The sequence below is a fragment of the Undibacterium sp. CCC3.4 genome (assembly GCF_034347425.1).
Taxonomy (GTDB): Bacteria; Pseudomonadota; Gammaproteobacteria; order Burkholderiales; family Burkholderiaceae_D; genus Undibacterium.
The window spans coordinates 2,811,166-2,828,145 of record NZ_CP133779.1 but is presented as its reverse complement, the minus strand read 5'-3'; the positions used below and the strand labels follow the sequence as shown (position 1 = coordinate 2,828,145).

The window sequence follows — 16,980 nt, the reverse complement described above, 5'->3', positions numbered from 1 at the left end:
CAATTTGAACACAAAGACCGCCCGCAATGCCTGCCCACACCAGCCTCCCAACCCCTGCCTATGCCACCTTACAGCCTGGCGATTTCGCTACCCTGATCGACGGTCGTCGCAGCGCGCTCTATACCCTGCGCAATCAGCATGGCATGCAAGTCAGCATCACCAACTATGGCGCACGCGTGGTGCAACTGCTGGTGCCGGATCGCGACGGCCAGCTTGCCGATGTCGTGCAAGGCTATCCAAACATAGAACAAACCATGCAAGGGCAAGCCTCGATGGGCGCATTTATCGGCCGCTATGCCAATCGCATCAACAAAGGCCAATTCGATCTCGATGGTCAGCATTACTCCTTAGCGATCAACGATGTCGCAGAAACGCCAGCACGCCGCCACACCATCCACGGCGGCCCCAATGGTTCGCGCGGGCGCGTGTTCGAAGCCACACAACACTCGGAACAATTACTCGACATGCGCCTGCTGTTCCGCCAAGCCGATGATGGCTTTCCCGGCGACGTGCAACTGACGGTGCGCTATGCAATCGACGAGGACAGTCTGTCCATCAGCTTCTTCGCCCAGGCCGGTGCGCAGGTAACGGCCGCCAACTTTACCAGCCACATTTTTTGGAATTTATCAGGAGACCTGAGCGCCTCCATCGACAATCATCAACTGTTACTGCCAGCACCACAGATACTGGAATTGACGCCGCAGTTGGTACCGAGCGGACGCTTGCTCGACGTCGCAGGCACTGCCATGGATTTCACGCTGAAAAAAGCGATAGGACGCGACATCGCCGCCGCGCATCCGGCGCTGCTGGCCGCCGGCGGCTATGATGCCTATTATATTTTGCCGCCAGTTGAGACGCCAACGCAGAGAAAACAAATGCGCCTCCACGCCCAGCTGCGTGAGCCGCAATCAGGCCGCGGCATGACGCTCTGGTCCGATCAACCGGGCCTGCAATTTTACTCTGGTAATTTTTTGGCAGGCGCGATCCCGCGCGATATAGGAAAAAACGGGGCGAGCTACGGCAAACGCAGTGCTTTCGCCCTGGAACCCTCGCACTACCCCGATGCGCTCAACCACCCGGCCTTCCCCTGCACGGTGCTATTGCCGGGGCAAAGCTGTCATGGTCAGATGCGCTTTCAGTTCAGTGCCGAGCGTGGTGACTGAACCCGGTCGTTACTGAACTGAACTCAGTACTTAAGCTTGCGTCAGCTCACCATCACGCAGACGCCACAGACCGAGGGAGTTGTCGTCATCCAAAGCCGCCGGCAACAAAAAGGCTGGGAAATCCTGGTAGCAAACCGGACGCAAAAAGCGTTCAATCGCTTCGGCACCCACCGAGGTGCTGCGGCTGTCTGAGGTAGCCGGGAATGGACCGCCATGCACCATCGCATACGACACTTCCACACCGGTCGGGTAAGCATTGATCAATATCCGGCCAACCTTGCGTTCAAGAACAGGCAACAAGGCCAAGGCCGCGTCTCTATCCTCTTCACGCAAAAACAGCGTGGCAGTCAGTTGGCCATCGATGTATTCGGCGATCTCATTAAATTGTTGCAGAGTTTGGCAGCGAATGATCAGCGAACTGGCACCGAACACTTCTTCTTCGAGCTGCGGATGCGCCAAGAAAGTCGCTGCATCGGTGACAAACAATGCCGCCTGACCGGCACAAGCGGCGTCGCCCGCTTGACCGCGCGCGAGCAAACTGACGCCAGCGGCTTTCGATAATTTCTCCACCCCATGACCAAAGGCGGCATGAATACCGGGCGTGAGCATGGTTGCCGCGGCCTTGCCTTGCAGCGCGGTTGCTGCGGTGCTGCAGAACAAATCCAAATCCGCTCCATCCAAGGCCAGTACCAAACCAGGGTTGGTGCAAAATTGACCGGCACCCATCATCAAGGAATCGACGAAGCCAGTAGCGATGGCCGCTGCAGCTTGGGCCAAAGCTGCAGGCAACAAAAACATAGGGTTGATACTGCTCATTTCCGCATACACCGGTATCGGTTCCGGCCGTTGCGCCGCCATTTGCACTAATGCCAGGCCACCTTGGCGTGAACCGGTGAAGCCCACAGCCTTGATAGCTGGATGCGTAACCACGGCACGACCAACGGTACGTCCATCACCTTGCAACAAGGAAAACACTCCTTCCGGCAACTGACAAGTTTGCAGCGCCGCGCGAACCGCCCGTCCCACCAATTCCGAAGTACCAGGATGGGCACCATGCGCCTTCACCACTACCGGGCAACCGGCAGCCAATGCCGATGCGGTATCGCCACCGGCCACCGAAAACGCCAGCGGGAAGTTACTGGCACCGAATACCGCAACCGGGCCCAAAGCAATCTTACGCATCCGCAAATCCGGCCGCGCCGGTACGCGTTCCGGCAAGGCCGAATCGAGCGTGGCCGACAACCAACGGCCATCGCGTACCAGCTTGGCGAATAAACGCAGTTGATTGACGGTACGCATGCGCTCGCCTTCCAGACGCGCCTGCGGCAAACCTGATTCCTGCATCGCGCACTCGATCAAGCTCGGCCCGAGATCGAGAATATTTTGTGCGATTGTTTCCAAAAACGTCGCCCGTTCAGCCAAGCTGGTAGCGCGATAGAGGTCAAACGCGCTGGCCGCCAACTCACAGGCCAGCTCGGCATCAGCGATCGTACCTGAACCGAATTCCGGGCCGAATGCCAAGCCGGTAGCTGGATTCGTTGCGCGAAAAGCGCTGGCACTGCCGCGCACATCCAAATGGCCAATCAACATCTCACCAGTAATCATTGTCGTCGTCAAAATATACTCCTATCAATATTCAGCGGAACGGCGCACCCGAACATTTTTGCCAGGGTGCGCCGTTATTATTGACCGTGCGCAGTAAGGACTATGCGCCGGTCGTGGTTGTTATCGCGTTACTGTGGGCCTTGCGCCAAAATCAATGCCTTGAGTTCTTCGCACTCGGCGGCATTCAAGTCGGTCAAAGGACTGCGCACCGGGCCAGCATCATGACCGACCAAAGTGGCACCGGCCTTGACGATACTGACGGCATAACCGGCTTTTTTGTTACGGATTTCAAGGTAAGGCAAGAAGAAGCTGTCGATGATGCGTTCGGTCGTGGCGAAATCATCATTCTTCACCGCTTCATAAAAATCGATCGCTGTTTTTGGAATGAAGTTAAAGACCGCCGACGAATACACCGGCACACCAATCGCTTTATACGCCGAGGCAAACACTTCCGCCGTCGGCAAGCCACCAAGGTAGCTGAAACGATCACCTAGCTTGCGACGTATGGTTACCATCGATTCGATGTCGCCGATACCATCTTTGAAACCGATCAGATTCGGGCAACGATCAGCCAACTGCAGCAAAGATTGCGCATTGAGGCGGCAAACATTGCGGTTGTAAACAACCACACCGAATTTGACGGATTTGCATACCGCTTCGACATGCGCAACCAAACCTTCTTGGCAAGCTTCCGTCAAATAATGTGGCATGAGCAAAATACCATGCGCGCCCAAGCGTTCCGCTTCTTGAGCATAGGCAATCGCGGTACGCGTTGGGCCACCGGCACCAGCCAAGATCGGTACTTTGCCACGGCATGTTTCTACCGCTACTTTCACCACTTGGCTATAGTCGGCCGGTGTCAAAGAGAAAAATTCACCAGTACCACCAGCCACAAACAAGGCCGTCGCGCCATACGGTGCCAACCACTCGAGGCGACTGGCGTAGGTATCGGCACGGAAGTCGCCTTGCGCATCGAAATCGGTAATCGGGAAAGATAGTAAGCCGGAAGAAAGGATTTGCTTGAGGTCTTGTGGATTCATCATAGTGTAGTCAGCCGAGAAAAGATGTTAAAAAAGACGAAGGCATGGCCCTTCGCATTGCCTGTTATCGGTCATCGTACAACATCAAATGAAAAGGTGCAAGTATTTGCGTGCTTTACCCCACGCAAGCACCGGACGCCGGACGGCCGGTGCTTGGACTACACCTTAACGCGCCGTCGGCCCACTCAACTCTTGGGCGCGACGTAAACGCTCGCGACTGTTACTAAGATGGGTGCGCATGGCCGCGCGTGCCGATTCGGCATCTTGACGGGTGATGGCATTGAGAATATCTTCATGCTCACGGTTGACGCGCTCCATGTAAATATTCGGTTCATCCTGCGCCAACTTGGCTGAATTCACCCGAGCACGCGGAATAATGTTGGTACCGAGGTGATGCAGAATATCGTAGAAGTAGCGGTTTCCCGAAGCTTGCGCGATCTCGAGGTGAAATTGCACATCAGCAGCAACCGTATCGCCACCCGCTGCCGCGCAAGCCTGAAACGCGTCTAGCGCGGTACGCAATTGCCGCAGTTGCGGCTCACTACGACGGCCCGCTGCCAAGCCGGCTGCCTCGGTTTCCAAGCTGATGCGCAATTCCAGAATTGCCAGCACATCGCGCATGGTTACCACGGTGCTCGGGTCGAGCCCGAGATGCTGGCTCGCTTGCGGTGCCAGGGCAAAGGTGCCGATACCATGGCGCGTCTCCACCAAGCCGGCCGCCTGCATATGCGAAATCGCCTCGCGCACAACGGTGCGGCTGACGCCTTGCAAGCGCATGATTTCCGATTCGGTGGGTAATTTATCGCCGGGTGCAATGCTGCCATCTTGCATCGCAGCTGTCATGGCCGCCACCACGCTTTGCGCCAGGTTGCGGTGTTTTTTCGGTGCTGCAGTGGGAGGCAGCGGGGGAGGAGTAAGGAACATGATCTTAGTTAACTTTTCGCTTGAACAGCGGTTGCAATTTTTTTACACTCTTATTATACTACGACGAATGTTGTCTGATGACTGATGAATTATGGGGCGATTGTCGCGCTTTTCGCCACAGTCATCCTACCAGTGAGCAGCAATTTGCTGCCGTCCGCACTCCCCTCACCCATTACAGCGCAAGGAGCATCATGCCCAGCCACCCACTCTCGGTTTCCACGCCCTCTCGGCCCTTGTATATCCGCATGCATGCCAATGACAATGTCGCCATCGTCGTCAATGATGGCGGGCTTCCTGCCGGCACCGAATTTCCCGGTGAATTCGTACTCACCACACGCATTCCGCAAGGGCATAAAATTGCCCTGCGTCAGATTGCCGAAGGCGCGCCCATCATTCGCTACGATGTCGTCATCGGCCATGCCATGCACACGCTGGAACAAGGCAGTTGGGTGGAAGAATCGGCAATACGCATGCCACCGGCGCGCGAACTCGATGGCTTGCCGATTGCCAACCGCCCGGCACCCGTCATGCCTGCACTCGAAGGCTATACCTTTGAAGGCTATCGCAATGCCGATGGCAGCGTCGCCACGCGTAATATTTTAGCCATCACCACCACGGTACAGTGCGTGGCCGGCGTAGTCGAGCATGCGGTCAAACGCATCAAAGCCGAACTCTTGCCGCAGTACCCGAATGTCGATGATGTCATCGGCCTCGAACACACTTACGGCTGCGGCGTGGCGATCGATGCGCCGAATGCCGATATTCCTATCCGCACTTTACGCAACATCAGCCTCAATCCTAACTTCGGCGGTCAAGCCATGGTCGTCAGCCTCGGTTGCGAGAAACTGCAACCGGCGCGACTGCTGCCGGAAGGCGCGATCCCGATTCAAAACGGCCCTTACATCGTCACCCTGCAAGATGATAAACATGTCGGCTTCGAATCGATGATCACTTCCATCATGGAAATGGCCACAGTTCGTTTGGCTGCACTCAACCTGCGCACGCGCGAAACTTGCAGCGCCGCCGAGTTGGTGGTGGGCGTGCAATGCGGTGGCAGCGATGCGTTTTCTGGTGTGACCGCCAATCCGGCCGTCGGCTATGCCACCGATTTATTGGTACGTGCCGGTGCCACGGTGATGTTTTCCGAAACCACCGAAGTCAGAGATGGCATCGATCAACTGACTTCCCGCGCCATCAATGCCGAAGTCGCCCAAGCGATGATCGCTGAGATGGCTTGGTATGATAATTACCTCAAGCAAGGCGGCGTCGATCGCAGCGCTAACACCACCCCAGGCAATAAAAAAGGCGGTCTCTCGAATATCGTGGAAAAAGCCATGGGCTCCATCGTCAAATCGGGCAGCAGCGCGATTTCCGGGGTGTTGTCGCCAGGCCAAAAAGTACGGCAAAAAGGCTTGATCTATGCTGCCACGCCGGCCAGCGATTTCATCTGCGGTACGCTGCAATTGGCCGCCGGCATGAACCTGCATATTTTTACCACTGGTCGTGGCACACCTTACGGCTTGGCAGCGGTTCCCGTCATCAAAGTCGCGACCCGCGATGATTTGGCCAAACGCTGGCACGACTTAATGGATGTCAATGCCGGTCGCATCGCTACCGGCGCTGCCAGCATAGAGCAAGTCGGCTGGGAATTATTTGAACTCATGTTGGCCGTTGCCAGCGGTAAAAAAACCTGGGCCGAACACTGGAAACTGCATAATGCCTTAACGCTGTTCAACCCGGCACCGGTGACCTGAGTAATATCTGCTGCACCCTTTGCTGCAATACTGGTAATACTTGCTCGGCAAACCAAGGGTTTTGCTTGAGCCAAATATTATTGCGTGGGCTGGGGTGTGGCAAGGGTAGCAAGCTCGGCCAGACGGTTTGCCAAGCCCGCACCGTTTCAGTCAAATTGTCTGCTTGGGCATCCTGCATATGCCAGGCTTGCGCATAACTGCCTATCACCAAGGTCAATTCTATCTCGGGCAACAACGCGAGCAAAGCCTGTCGCCAGGCTGGTGCGCATTCTTTGCGTGGTGCCAAATCACCCGATTTCCCCGTTCCCGGAAAGCAAAACCCCATCGGTAAGATCGCAATACGCTGCGCATCATAAAATGTGTCTTTATCGATGCCCATCCACAAACGTAAGCGCTCACCACTGGCATCGTCAAACGGAATACCGCTTTGATGCACCTTGCTGCCAGGAGCTTGGCCGACCACCAAAATTTTCGCCGCAGAATGTACTTGCAAGACTGGTCGCACGCCCAGTGGCAAGTGCGCAGCGCACAAGGTGCAAGCACGTACTTGCCGGAGCAAGTCAGCAGCCAGATTCGGTGTGGTGGCATCGGACATCGTTACACTCCTGGTTTTAAATAGTATCCCCTGCACAAACTGAAACGGGAGGACCCGAAGTCAACCCGTTTCAAGAACTGAAAAAAGATGATTACAGTTCAGCAGCCTTTTTATTGGCAATGACTTTCCAATTGGTATTGCCATCGGTAATCCGTGAAGCCGTGTCTTTGAGCCAGATCGAACGGATTTTTGCATCGAGATTCAGGTAGAGCTTACCGTCAACGATATCGAACTGTTCAGGGTCGGCGACGAATTTCTTACTCACCGATACACCGTAGGCACAATATCCGCCGAATTGTGGCAAGTATTTCTGTGGGTTGGCGACAAATTCTTTTTTATTTTCATCTGTTGCAAACACATAGGTCACGCGATCCACTTCAGCAACATGATGGCCATTGCCGCGCTGTGGTTTTTCCTGGCTGAAGTAAGTCGTCAAATCGTAACCACCGGCACCGATGATATTGTCGGTGGCCGAATCGGCAAAACTTGGGATAGCAGTTGCAAAAGCAAGCACGGCGCTGACAGCAAAGAAAGCTTTTTTAATGATGTTCATGGTGAGACTCCAAAAAGTTATACGATCAAAGCAAGGATTTATGCAGCCAAATTTACGTCAACGATAGGGAAATCTATCACCGTACGAGCAACATTGTTGGCGTAATTACTGAAAGTCATTACCGTCACGTTGGCAACGATTTCCAACAAATCCGCTTCCGACAAGCCGGCGGCCTTAAATTGGTCCATGCTGGCGACATCAACGTGACCGCGCTGGGCCACCAAGGCTTGCGAAAATGCTGCAATGGCAGCACTGCGGGCATCGCTGCCGCTGCCGGCACGCGCACTGTGTATCTGTTGCGCATTCAAACCGGCATTTTTTCCCAGTAAAGTGTGCGCGCTGAGGCAATAGTGGCAAGTATTGGCTTGTGATGTAGCCAAAGAAACAATTTCGCGCTCCGCAGCGGTCAAATTGCCTTTGGCAATCGCCTCCGTCTGTGCCAAGTAATTATTCAAAGTCGATGGCGCTTTCGCCAGTGTGGCAAACAAATTCGGAATCATGCCGATTTGTGCTTTCACTGCATGTAAAGTGGCAACAGTCGATGCATCGGCATCAGTCAAATTGAGGGGAGCAATATATGTCATGGTCATTTCCTGGTGAGTTGATCGATCTGCTTGAGCGACAGGACAGAGAATAGGCTATAGTGAAAACAAATAGTTAAACGAAAATCCGAATTTACACACCGATCGTCCAAAATGCACACAGACCCCTTAGCCCCACTGCTGACCCACTTCAAAGCCCAGGCACGCCTGTTCTTTTCCGGCAATCTTTGCCACGGTGCCGACTTCGGCGAAGAACTGGGCACGGGTTTCTTGCATTTACTGCGCGCCGGCAGCGCCAAATTGAGCGACGCCAGCGGTTACAGCGAAACCTTCAGCGAACCGACCCTGATTTTCTATTCCCGCCCCGTGCAGCATCGCTTACAAACCGATCCGATCGTGGGAGCAGACTTGGTATGCGCCTCGATGCGCTTTGAACACAAAGCCTTCAATCCGATTTCCTTCGCTTTACCAGCACGCTTTCAACGCCCGATCAGCGCTTTCCCCGGTGCCGACACCCTCATCGAACTCTTGTTTCACGAAGCCTTTTCTGAAAAACCGGGCCGTCAAGATGTGCTCGATCGCCTGTTCGAAGTCTTGCTCATCGATGTATTACGGGTCGCAATGGCTGAGCAAGATAAGGAACCCGGGCTGTTTCGCAGCCTGCAACACCCGCAACTGGGCAAGGCGCTGACAGCGATCCATACTGATCCGGCCAAGCAATGGTCGCTCGATACACTGGCACAATTGGCGGGTATGTCACGCAGCAGTTTTGCCAGCAGCTTCAAAACCGAAGTCGGCGATACGCCGGGAAATTACCTGACACGTTGGCGCATCACCTTGGCGCAAGCCTTGATACGCGATGGGGTATCGTTGAAATTGGTGGCCGAACGGGTTGGCTATGAAAGTCAGGCAGGTTTCTTAAAAGCATTTAAAATGGTGATAGGAGAAACGCCTGCCATCTGGCGCAACGCCGACTTGAATTAAATTATCGCACCACCCACCGCCATCACGCACGCCCCCTTCACCCCGTTCAGAAAGCGACAAAGTATGTTACGAAGAAACTTCATCCAGTCCAGCTTGGTCGGCGGTTTATTGCTCTCTTCCGCTGCCATTTTTGCCAAACCTGGCGCCACCGCCTACAGCTTGCAAGGTACCGATGTCTACGGCAAAAAACTCAATTTGCTCGACTTTTCCGGCATGACCGTACTGGTCAGTTTCTTTACAGTCGACTGCGCACCATGCAGCGAAGATTTGAAGTTGATGCGCGAGTTTTACGTACGCAACAGCAAAAACAAATTCATGCTGTTAGGTGTCAACCTCGACAAAAGCAAAGCCGATCTCGACGAGTACAACGAGCTGACCACCCAAGCCTATCCGAAAGACCAGCGTTTCCCTACGGTTTGGCGCAATGCGCCAGGGCATCAAGACAGTTTCGGTTTCATCAGCAAGCAACCGACCCACTTCGTGCTGGATCAAAAAGGCCAATTGAAATTCAAGCGCGAAGGCAAATTTCTACCCGAAGACTGGGATCAACTCTGGCTTTCCTTGTAAGGTCCGACGCCCCATGAGCTGATTCGCCTCAACGCCCTGCGTCTCCTCCTCAATTGCTCGCTGTTACAAATCGACCAGCGAGACTTACGCCGCACTCGCCGCCGCTGACCGCCAGCGCCAAGCAATATTTCCGACCCACACTCAACAGCACGCTCCCAGCGTGCTGTCTGCGTGCGCTGTCGATGCGCATTTTTCGACTCAGATAGAAATGAATAAATTCTACAAGTCAGTCTGATGTCCATTCTGTAAGTTCTGACACTGGTATTGTTCGCAGCGCTGATCAGTCGTCCCGCTGCGTTAAAGCATCCATCCCTTGATTACGCCAGCGCACCGCGCTAAAAAATCACAAAGAAACTTTCATGCCAATCAGCATTAAGCAAAACTCCAGCTCACCACCTGCCCTTGCCACAATCCTGATGCACGCGGCAGCACCCACAACATTGACAACTAATCTGCACGGGATCAGGCAAGCAAGCAATGCGCAGATTACCCACTATGATTTCAAGCACGATAGCGCGCTGCAGTGCGCGCAACATACTGCGAAAAGAAGCGCCGAAGCACTGCCGCTCAGCACCAAGCGCGCCCGCATCGCCAGCGACGAACCGCAGTGGCGCAGCCAAGCCGGCTGGCAGCAAGCCGAAACGCAATTGGTCGAGTTAATGGCGCGCTTGGGATGCGCGGCTGACACCCTGCTCAAACAAGCGCCACAAGAAGATCATGCCGAAGCATTCAATTTGCTGGCCTTGCCCGTGGATCAAGCGCTTCAGGAGCAATTGAAGCAAACCCGCGCCGCGCTACAGCGTTTACCAGCCGATCACCGGGCTCGGCAACTGCTGCCCGGCATGATACCGCAGCAAGCAACGAGCTTATTGAGCCGTCTGTTCAATACTGTCGGCCCCGACTCGACCAGCGCTGACTGGCCGATGCAACAGTGCCAAAACATGCTGCAATTTTGTCAAAATTTACAGCAACTGTTCACCGCGCTGCCGGCACAATCTGAATTGGAAACCGCCGCGGCCCTGGCCAGCCAAGGTTTGTTAAACATGCTGCAAGCACGTCTCGAACAACAGCAACAGGCGTGGTGCCAAGTACAAGAACAAGCGCGGCACGCTGGCTTGCAAAAAAAAGAACAGTTAGCGCATTTATTGCGCGGCAGTGCAGAAGAATTAATTGATTTACTGGCCGAGCTGCGCCTGCAACAAGCCGATGCCGTGCGCCAAAAATCCGCTGGTACCAGAGCACCGTTGGGCAGCCGAACCCTGACGGCGAACGATTGCTTGCGCCTGCTAGGCCCGTGGTTTACCCAAGTCGAAGAGATCGCCGACAGAGCCGCCGGCATTGCCGAGCTCAATGACAGTTTTTCCCGGGCGATGGAACTCTTGCATCAGGCTTGCTCGGGCAAAATTGAAGCATTGCTGATCGGCGAAACGCTGAACTTGTGGCTGGAACAAGAGCAAGCGCAAGAAACTCAACGCCTGCGTGATAACGCCCGCACCAGCAGCTTGATGTGCTTGGTAGCACTTTCGGCAGACATGACGGCTTACCACCAACGCTGGCAGACGGCACTCCAGTCGCAACAAGTATGGCAAGTCGCAAAAGATGACATCGAAACGCAATGGCAGGACAGCCATATTCCGAGCAACACGACGGCAAGCATCACGACGCTCGTCGAGCGCCTGATGTCCACCTGGTGGCAGCAACATAACGAACAGGGTTATAGCATAGAACAAGCAGCCGAAGCACGAGCAATGGCCGAAGCGCTGGCACCCTTGGTTCACAAAGCTGAGCGCGCAAAACAGGTACAAGGCATCATCGTACCGCACGATCTGATGGCAGCACAACTGCCCTCCCTGACGCGCAGCTGGTCTGCTTGGCGCGATGAGACAGAAACAGCTGAGCCAGTCGCTGCCGCCAGCGCGCCTTGGCTAGCCGCCGCCTTCGAGCACATTCTGCCGACGGTAAACTCATTAGGCGCATTCGTGCCGGCCGCCGCCGCCGTTCTGGCGGCCAGACAACTGAGGCCAAGCAGCGCCCCAGCGTTGGCGGGACTATTTCCCAGCACCTTACAGCTCGGGCTGACGTGGTTGGGCAGCCAACTGCTGCCGACAGTAGTAGCGCGCAGCGCCTGTGTGCTGGAAAACCAAGCAGAACTCAAGCCCAACACGCAGGCATCACGCAGCGCAGAGGTGCGCGAACTAATGCTAAGCCAAGCCGAACAGCCGCGCTCCTTGAGCCAAAATCCCTGGCCTGTAATGCAAGAAGCCGCCAAGCTCTTGCTCTCCGCCGAACAACAAAACGCCCGACTCGATCACGTCACCGCGCTCGAGCAGGGTCAGTTCGAACTGCGGTTCTTGCAAAACAATGGCGCGCCGCTGGTAAAAATTCTCGACCCCAAACAACTCGCGCAACTGGTATCGTCCGAGACCTATCGCCAGCAAGGCTTGGGCGCGCGACTGCGCGGCTCGCTCGCCAGTAGCGCCCGGGTCGGCCAGCAAGCCCTCAATCTCAAAGGCCTGCTCGACAACTCAGCACTCGGGCCACAATTCCTGTTCGACAGCGCCGGCCACGGCGATATCGGTCCTTTGTTAGGGCAAATGAGTGGCCTGTGGGAGTACCAGCATTTGATTAACAAATTCTTGATCGGAGAAGCGCAAGCCAGCGATTTACTGCGTTACAAAGCGGTCTCCTCGCGGCTTGATCACGCCTTAGGTGGCACCGATCTGGTGTTGGGTCTGTATGAGAATGGCAAAATCTTTGAACGCCTGATGACCATGCATCAAAGCCAATCCGAGTGGACCGTCGACATCATGCAGTTGAGCGCCAATACGCTGGCCATGGGCTTGAGCGTCGCCAGTATGATTTGCCCGCCCTTGCTGCCGGCCGCCATCATCGCCCAAGCGCTGTGCTACCTGCCACAAAAATTCGGCGAACATCTGCAACTCGGCGATAAGGCCGTGACATCGATCGGCGCACTGCAACAGCGTTGGGATGCCTATTCTCACCCCTTGATCCGGCGCGAAGACAGTTCCGCGCCTGGCAACGCTACCGTGCTGCGCGGCTCGAACCTCTATCCGCTCAAGCATTGCCGTATTACCGACGATCAGATCAGCTACACCCGCAACCGTGTCGACGTCTATGAGGGCGGTTCCCAAGATGCTTGGGCCGCCTTGCCATCGGTCATCCATTGGGCGGCCGGCAGCTACGCCACACCGCCGCCACCGCCGTTTCGCGACGTCGGTCATAGGATGAGCGGGGAGCCGTTACGGCCGAATCAGGCGCGCCCCTTGGTCTACTACACCGGCGACGTTGCACAGTCGACTACCCTGAGCATCGATGCCAACCACCCGCTCATAGTCGACTTGTCACTGGTTCCGCCGCTGGAAATGCAGTGGAAAAAATCGGCCGCCGTCGGCTTTACTCACCGCAACGATGCGCAACTACAAAGTTGGGAGCGCAGCCGCTACGCCGCGCTGTTTCCGGTGCGCGCCGGCGATGCGCAATTGTTGGAGGAATTTACTTTCTTCGGCCAACCCGACCAACTGAGACTGGAGTTTGCGCGCAGCAGTGCCACCAGTGTGGTTTTCAAGGCCCCGCAAGAACAACAACAGCGCCAATGTTTAAGCGTCGAACTCAGTAACCAAGCCAGTAATAAAGCGCATTACGTCTTTGCCGGCTTGAATGCGCAAGCCAAAGAATGGCTGCTCGACAGCCGCCATGGGGCCGGCTTTTTACTGGCGTTGACACCGAATACCAAGGTGCTCGGCGATGGGCGCGAGACCTTGGAATTTGTGCGCGACCCACGCAACCCGAAAAAAATCTGTGTTCGGCTCGAGAATGTGACACCGACCCGTAGCCAAAACGAAGAGGCATTTTCCAACGCATACACACAACTACCGAACGAAGTGCGGGAAAAAATGGCGCGCGTGACCGTCAACGGGATAGGCTTCGCAGATTTTATCCATGGCCGCTTCCCTCAGCATTCCGTTCAGCCCGGCGCTGGAAAATGGGCCGCCTTGTACGACCAAGTGAAACAACATAATAATGCCAACCCGCGCAGTTGGGGCCTCGATATCGTCACGCCGGTTTCCGGCAAGACCGTGGAAGAGTCCATCGGCTGGAGCTTCATGGAATCGATGGCCGGCCAAGGCGGGGCATCGAATTTACGGGCGCATAACGAACCGGTCGTGGAAGAGTTTTTTGAGGGCTACATAGAAAAAGCCTTGGCCTTATTAGGCATCATGGCGAAATCGTTTTTATCGAGCCAACGGTTGCGGGTCGATTATCCAATTCAGGCCAAAGAAGGCAGTGTCGACTTCGATGCCGATACGGTACACGACGGCGTGAAATACCCACTGGCGTGGCTGGCGCGCGAGCAGACTTGGCTGATCGGACGTCCGCAGGCTTGGGGCGAGCGCGGCCATGTCGAATCGGCCCGCGTGGCACCTCCGCCCGGTTACAGCTGGTACGCGCACGCCGATGCGCCGCCACTGCAAGGCACGGTCGTGAGCAAACTCAATGGCACGCAGAGCGAACTGTTTTTGCAAACTCAGCAGGGCGAACTGCGCGCGCTCAGTCAGCAGCAATTCGCCGATTTCCAAAGCGTGCGTGCGCTGGCCCTCGATTATGACGCACTGTTGAACCAGGTGATACCGGCCTTGCGCACACAAGTCGGGCAAGATATCGGTAAGCACCAATCTCAGCTTGCACCAGCCGGTGCCTTCGCCAGCGGCAGCACACCCTCATTGGAAGGCGCGGTCAACTTCCAGCAAGCAGTACGTGCCGCCAAAGCTTACTACCCTAGCTACGCGCTGCTGCGCGCTTACGATTTACAGGGTAGCAATCAGACCCTCCGTGCCAGCGAATTAGATCGCGCACAGCAGCGTATCGAACAAGCGCAAGCCGTGTTGAGCGCCTTCGTCATGAGCGGCCAGCGCAGTCTGGAACGTACCGTGGCAGCGACCGCGACGCGCGTGACGCTGCAAATCGAAATCCAAGAGCAGCAATTCTATCCGGTCGTCACGAGCGTAGTTTTCCCCCTCAGCAGTCGGCCCAGCGACGAGCAACTCAACGCGCTGGCAGCCGAACACCGCTACCTGCGCTTAGCCGATCGGGTGCTGGTACGCTGGGGTGAGCGACTTGGATTTTTCGACCGCAAACAAGATCAATTGAGCTTGGTACCCGATCAATTCAGTCGTGCACTGGTGCCGTTAGGACGCGACCGGCAATATGAATTTTTCAGCCATGCCGGGCAAGCGGACAGTTTACTGCGTTGGGAAGTCAGCAGTCCCCTCATCAGCCGTAATGACACGGCACTGAGCTTGGACCCCCGCACTGTTCTGCCGCTGCAAACCCTGCTGCCGGCCGGTTTTATCAGAGAACTCGGCTTGCAGGACGGGCGCTGGGCCTTTCATCACGAGCGCGGTGCGCTGTGGCAGAGCGCATACAGCGTACTCTCATTGGTAACAGACGGCTATTGGCAATTGCGCAGCCTGACGGGAGAGTTGTTGGACTTCTATGCCGTCAGCGCCGAGCAAGGGCGCGCCGTCACTGTGGCCGAACGCCGACAACTGCATGCCTATTTGAGTCTGCAAGTTTTGCAGGCGGTGGAGCAGCAGGTGGCGGCTTTACAAGAACGGGCCGGGCCAAGCAGAGCGCAGCAACATATTGGTGCCGCTTACTACGAAGCCATCGATTTGCCGCCGTGGTATCACGCCCAGTTGCCGACAGCACTGAAAAGTTCATTGTACGATGCGCCGCGCACGCCTAGCTTGCTAGAGGTCTTGGCTGCCTATGGGATTAGCAGCAGTGACTATCTAAGCTATGGGTTTTTGCGGGTTGAGGGCTTGATGCCGATGATTGCCGATTACACGCATCTGAGCAAGCACCCGACCCTGAGCAAAACGCGGCGTGACGCCCAAGGCCTGCCGGAAATCCATACCTACCGAATCGATGCACAAGGCTTGCGCAGCGAACGCGTCAAAATTGAAAGTCAACTCGCCTTCAGCGACCTCATGCGCTGTGTCGACGCCAATCCACGCAATGCCGACGATAGTCCGATACGGCAGTTTTGCAGCACCAATTCAGCACGCTGTCTGAGCCAAACCATCGATGGTCGCTTCGTAATCCATGGCAAAAAATGGCAACTTCTGGGTAGCCAAGCCGGTCAACTACTGTATGGCCGGGTGAAAGATAGGTTTTACCACGTCAAGGCATTCACCCCCTTATCCGCCAGCGCAGCCGCCGCTTACCTGAGCGGCAGGAAAAATTCACCTTCACACGACTACTACAAATTTTCCAGCAGCTTGCAGAAAAAATTAAAGGCCGCCGACATCCGCTTGGACATGCTGCTCAAGCAAGACAACAAGCCGAGTGGCTTGCTGGTGGCAGATTCCGGCCAAGCGCTATTTATCCTGCAATTACAAGCACTCAAGCATGGTCGCGTACAAGAACACTGGTCGCAGCTCACTCACAGCGATCGGAACGAAGCACTGATCTACCGCGGACAAACCGCCGCTGGCGCACACCGACTGCAACATGGAAACAATCGCCTATTGCTGATACAGCAAGGTGAAGTCAAAGAAATCGTTCGCGCTTACGCGCTGGGTACTCACGATGGTAATGGCGATGCCATCAGCGACCTGAGCACGCTGGCGAGCAACAATAATACGAGCACGGCGGACCACTACCTCGAAGCGCAACTGGCCGCCGGTGAAACTTGGCAGATCCGCCTCGGTTACGCAGAAGCCGTCCAGATTCCGAACGATTTTACCGGCACGCTCGCACTGGAAAGCCAGCCGCAACAAGGCCGACGCAAACTCAGCCTGCACAGCGAGCGGTGGAGCGACTGGAGCAGCCAGATACAGGGCCAACACCTGAGCTTGCTGCACCCGGCCGGCGGCCGTATCCGACTGCACTGGCAAGCGCCATGTGAACTCATCCTCAACCAAGTCAGTTTCACTGAACTCGGCGCCTTGGCGGAACGTTTACCGGCAGCAAACCGCGAGCGCCTCGGCTTACTGCGGCAAGCCGAACTGGCCACAGAAATAGCCGGATTGAGCTGGCAAGGCCAACCGTATCGCCGCGATGCCTTAACCGGGCAGAGCTTGGCGTGGGATAATCACAGCACACCAGTAGCGCTGGGCGCAATGCAAGACTTCGGTTTACTATGGAATGAACAAAGCGACATCTATAGTGGATCCACATATCCGGACAACAGTTTAAACTAGTGTCTGTCGAAAAGAGACGAGGCAGAC

General features: G+C 55.7%; 11 protein-coding genes. 5 read left to right on the top strand and 6 right to left on the bottom strand.

Going from position 1 to position 16,980, the window contains the following annotated elements:
- The first annotated feature begins 26 nt into the window (after positions 1-26).
- Entirely contained in the window at positions 27-1,163 is a 1,137-nt protein-coding gene (locus tag RHM61_RS12625; protein WP_322247655.1) for an aldose epimerase family protein, read from the top strand.
- 30 nt (positions 1,164-1,193) lie between these two features.
- Here RHM61_RS12625 and RHM61_RS12620 read toward each other — a convergent pair whose 3' ends face one another.
- The 3 genes from RHM61_RS12620 to RHM61_RS12610 all read right to left on the bottom strand — a co-directional run bounded on the left by RHM61_RS12620 (position 1,194) and on the right by RHM61_RS12610 (position 4,732).
- Positions 1,194-2,768 carry an aldehyde dehydrogenase (NADP(+)) gene (locus tag RHM61_RS12620; RefSeq protein ID WP_369124409.1) on the bottom strand — a complete coding sequence of 525 codons (1,575 nt, stop codon included), beginning with the start codon at positions 2,766-2,768 and terminating at the stop codon, positions 1,194-1,196.
- A 128-nt stretch (positions 2,769-2,896) separates the two neighbouring features.
- A complete protein-coding gene (kdgD, locus tag RHM61_RS12615; RefSeq protein ID WP_322247654.1) occupies positions 2,897-3,811 on the bottom strand; it encodes a 5-dehydro-4-deoxyglucarate dehydratase in 915 nt (304 codons plus the stop codon).
- A 162-nt stretch (positions 3,812-3,973) separates the two neighbouring features.
- Positions 3,974-4,732 carry a FadR/GntR family transcriptional regulator gene (locus tag RHM61_RS12610; RefSeq protein ID WP_322247653.1) on the bottom strand — a complete coding sequence of 253 codons (759 nt, stop codon included), beginning with the start codon at positions 4,730-4,732 and terminating at the stop codon, positions 3,974-3,976.
- A 191-nt stretch (positions 4,733-4,923) separates the two neighbouring features.
- Here RHM61_RS12610 and garD point away from each other — a divergent pair, with 191 nt between their 5' ends.
- Positions 4,924-6,486 (top strand): galactarate dehydratase, encoded by a 1,563-nt coding sequence (gene garD / locus RHM61_RS12605; RefSeq protein ID WP_322247652.1) that lies wholly within the window; start codon positions 4,924-4,926, stop codon positions 6,484-6,486.
- On the opposite strand, the gene RHM61_RS12600 is transcribed toward garD, so the two are convergent.
- From RHM61_RS12600 to RHM61_RS12590, 3 genes are all read right to left on the bottom strand, one after another.
- Entirely contained in the window at positions 6,464-7,081 is a 618-nt protein-coding gene (locus RHM61_RS12600) for a uracil-DNA glycosylase family protein (RefSeq protein ID WP_322247651.1), read from the bottom strand. The genes garD and RHM61_RS12600 overlap by 23 nt on opposite strands.
- A 91-nt stretch (positions 7,082-7,172) precedes the next feature.
- Positions 7,173-7,634 (bottom strand): YHS domain-containing (seleno)protein, encoded by a 462-nt coding sequence (locus RHM61_RS12595; protein WP_322247650.1) that lies wholly within the window; start codon positions 7,632-7,634, stop codon positions 7,173-7,175.
- 38 nt (positions 7,635-7,672) lie between these two features.
- Positions 7,673-8,218 carry a peroxidase-related enzyme gene (locus RHM61_RS12590; protein ID WP_322247649.1) on the bottom strand — a complete coding sequence of 182 codons (546 nt, stop codon included), beginning with the start codon at positions 8,216-8,218 and terminating at the stop codon, positions 7,673-7,675.
- Between the two features lie 111 nt (positions 8,219-8,329).
- Between RHM61_RS12590 and RHM61_RS12585 the strand changes: the two genes are divergently transcribed.
- The 3 genes from RHM61_RS12585 (at position 8,330) to RHM61_RS12575 (ending at position 16,953) form a co-directional block, all read left to right on the top strand.
- Positions 8,330-9,160: an AraC family transcriptional regulator gene (locus RHM61_RS12585; protein ID WP_322247648.1), complete on the top strand. Its 831-nt coding sequence runs from the start codon at positions 8,330-8,332 to the stop codon at positions 9,158-9,160.
- Positions 9,161-9,223: 63 nt separating this feature from the next.
- The gene (locus tag RHM61_RS12580) at positions 9,224-9,727 is read left to right on the top strand and encodes a TlpA disulfide reductase family protein (RefSeq protein ID WP_322247647.1); all 504 of its coding nucleotides are present in this window, start codon (positions 9,224-9,226) and stop codon (positions 9,725-9,727) included.
- A 359-nt stretch (positions 9,728-10,086) separates the two neighbouring features.
- Positions 10,087-16,953, top strand: coding sequence for a hypothetical protein (locus tag RHM61_RS12575; protein WP_322247646.1), 6,867 nt, complete (start codon positions 10,087-10,089; stop codon positions 16,951-16,953).
- Positions 16,954-16,980: the final 27 nt, after the last annotated feature.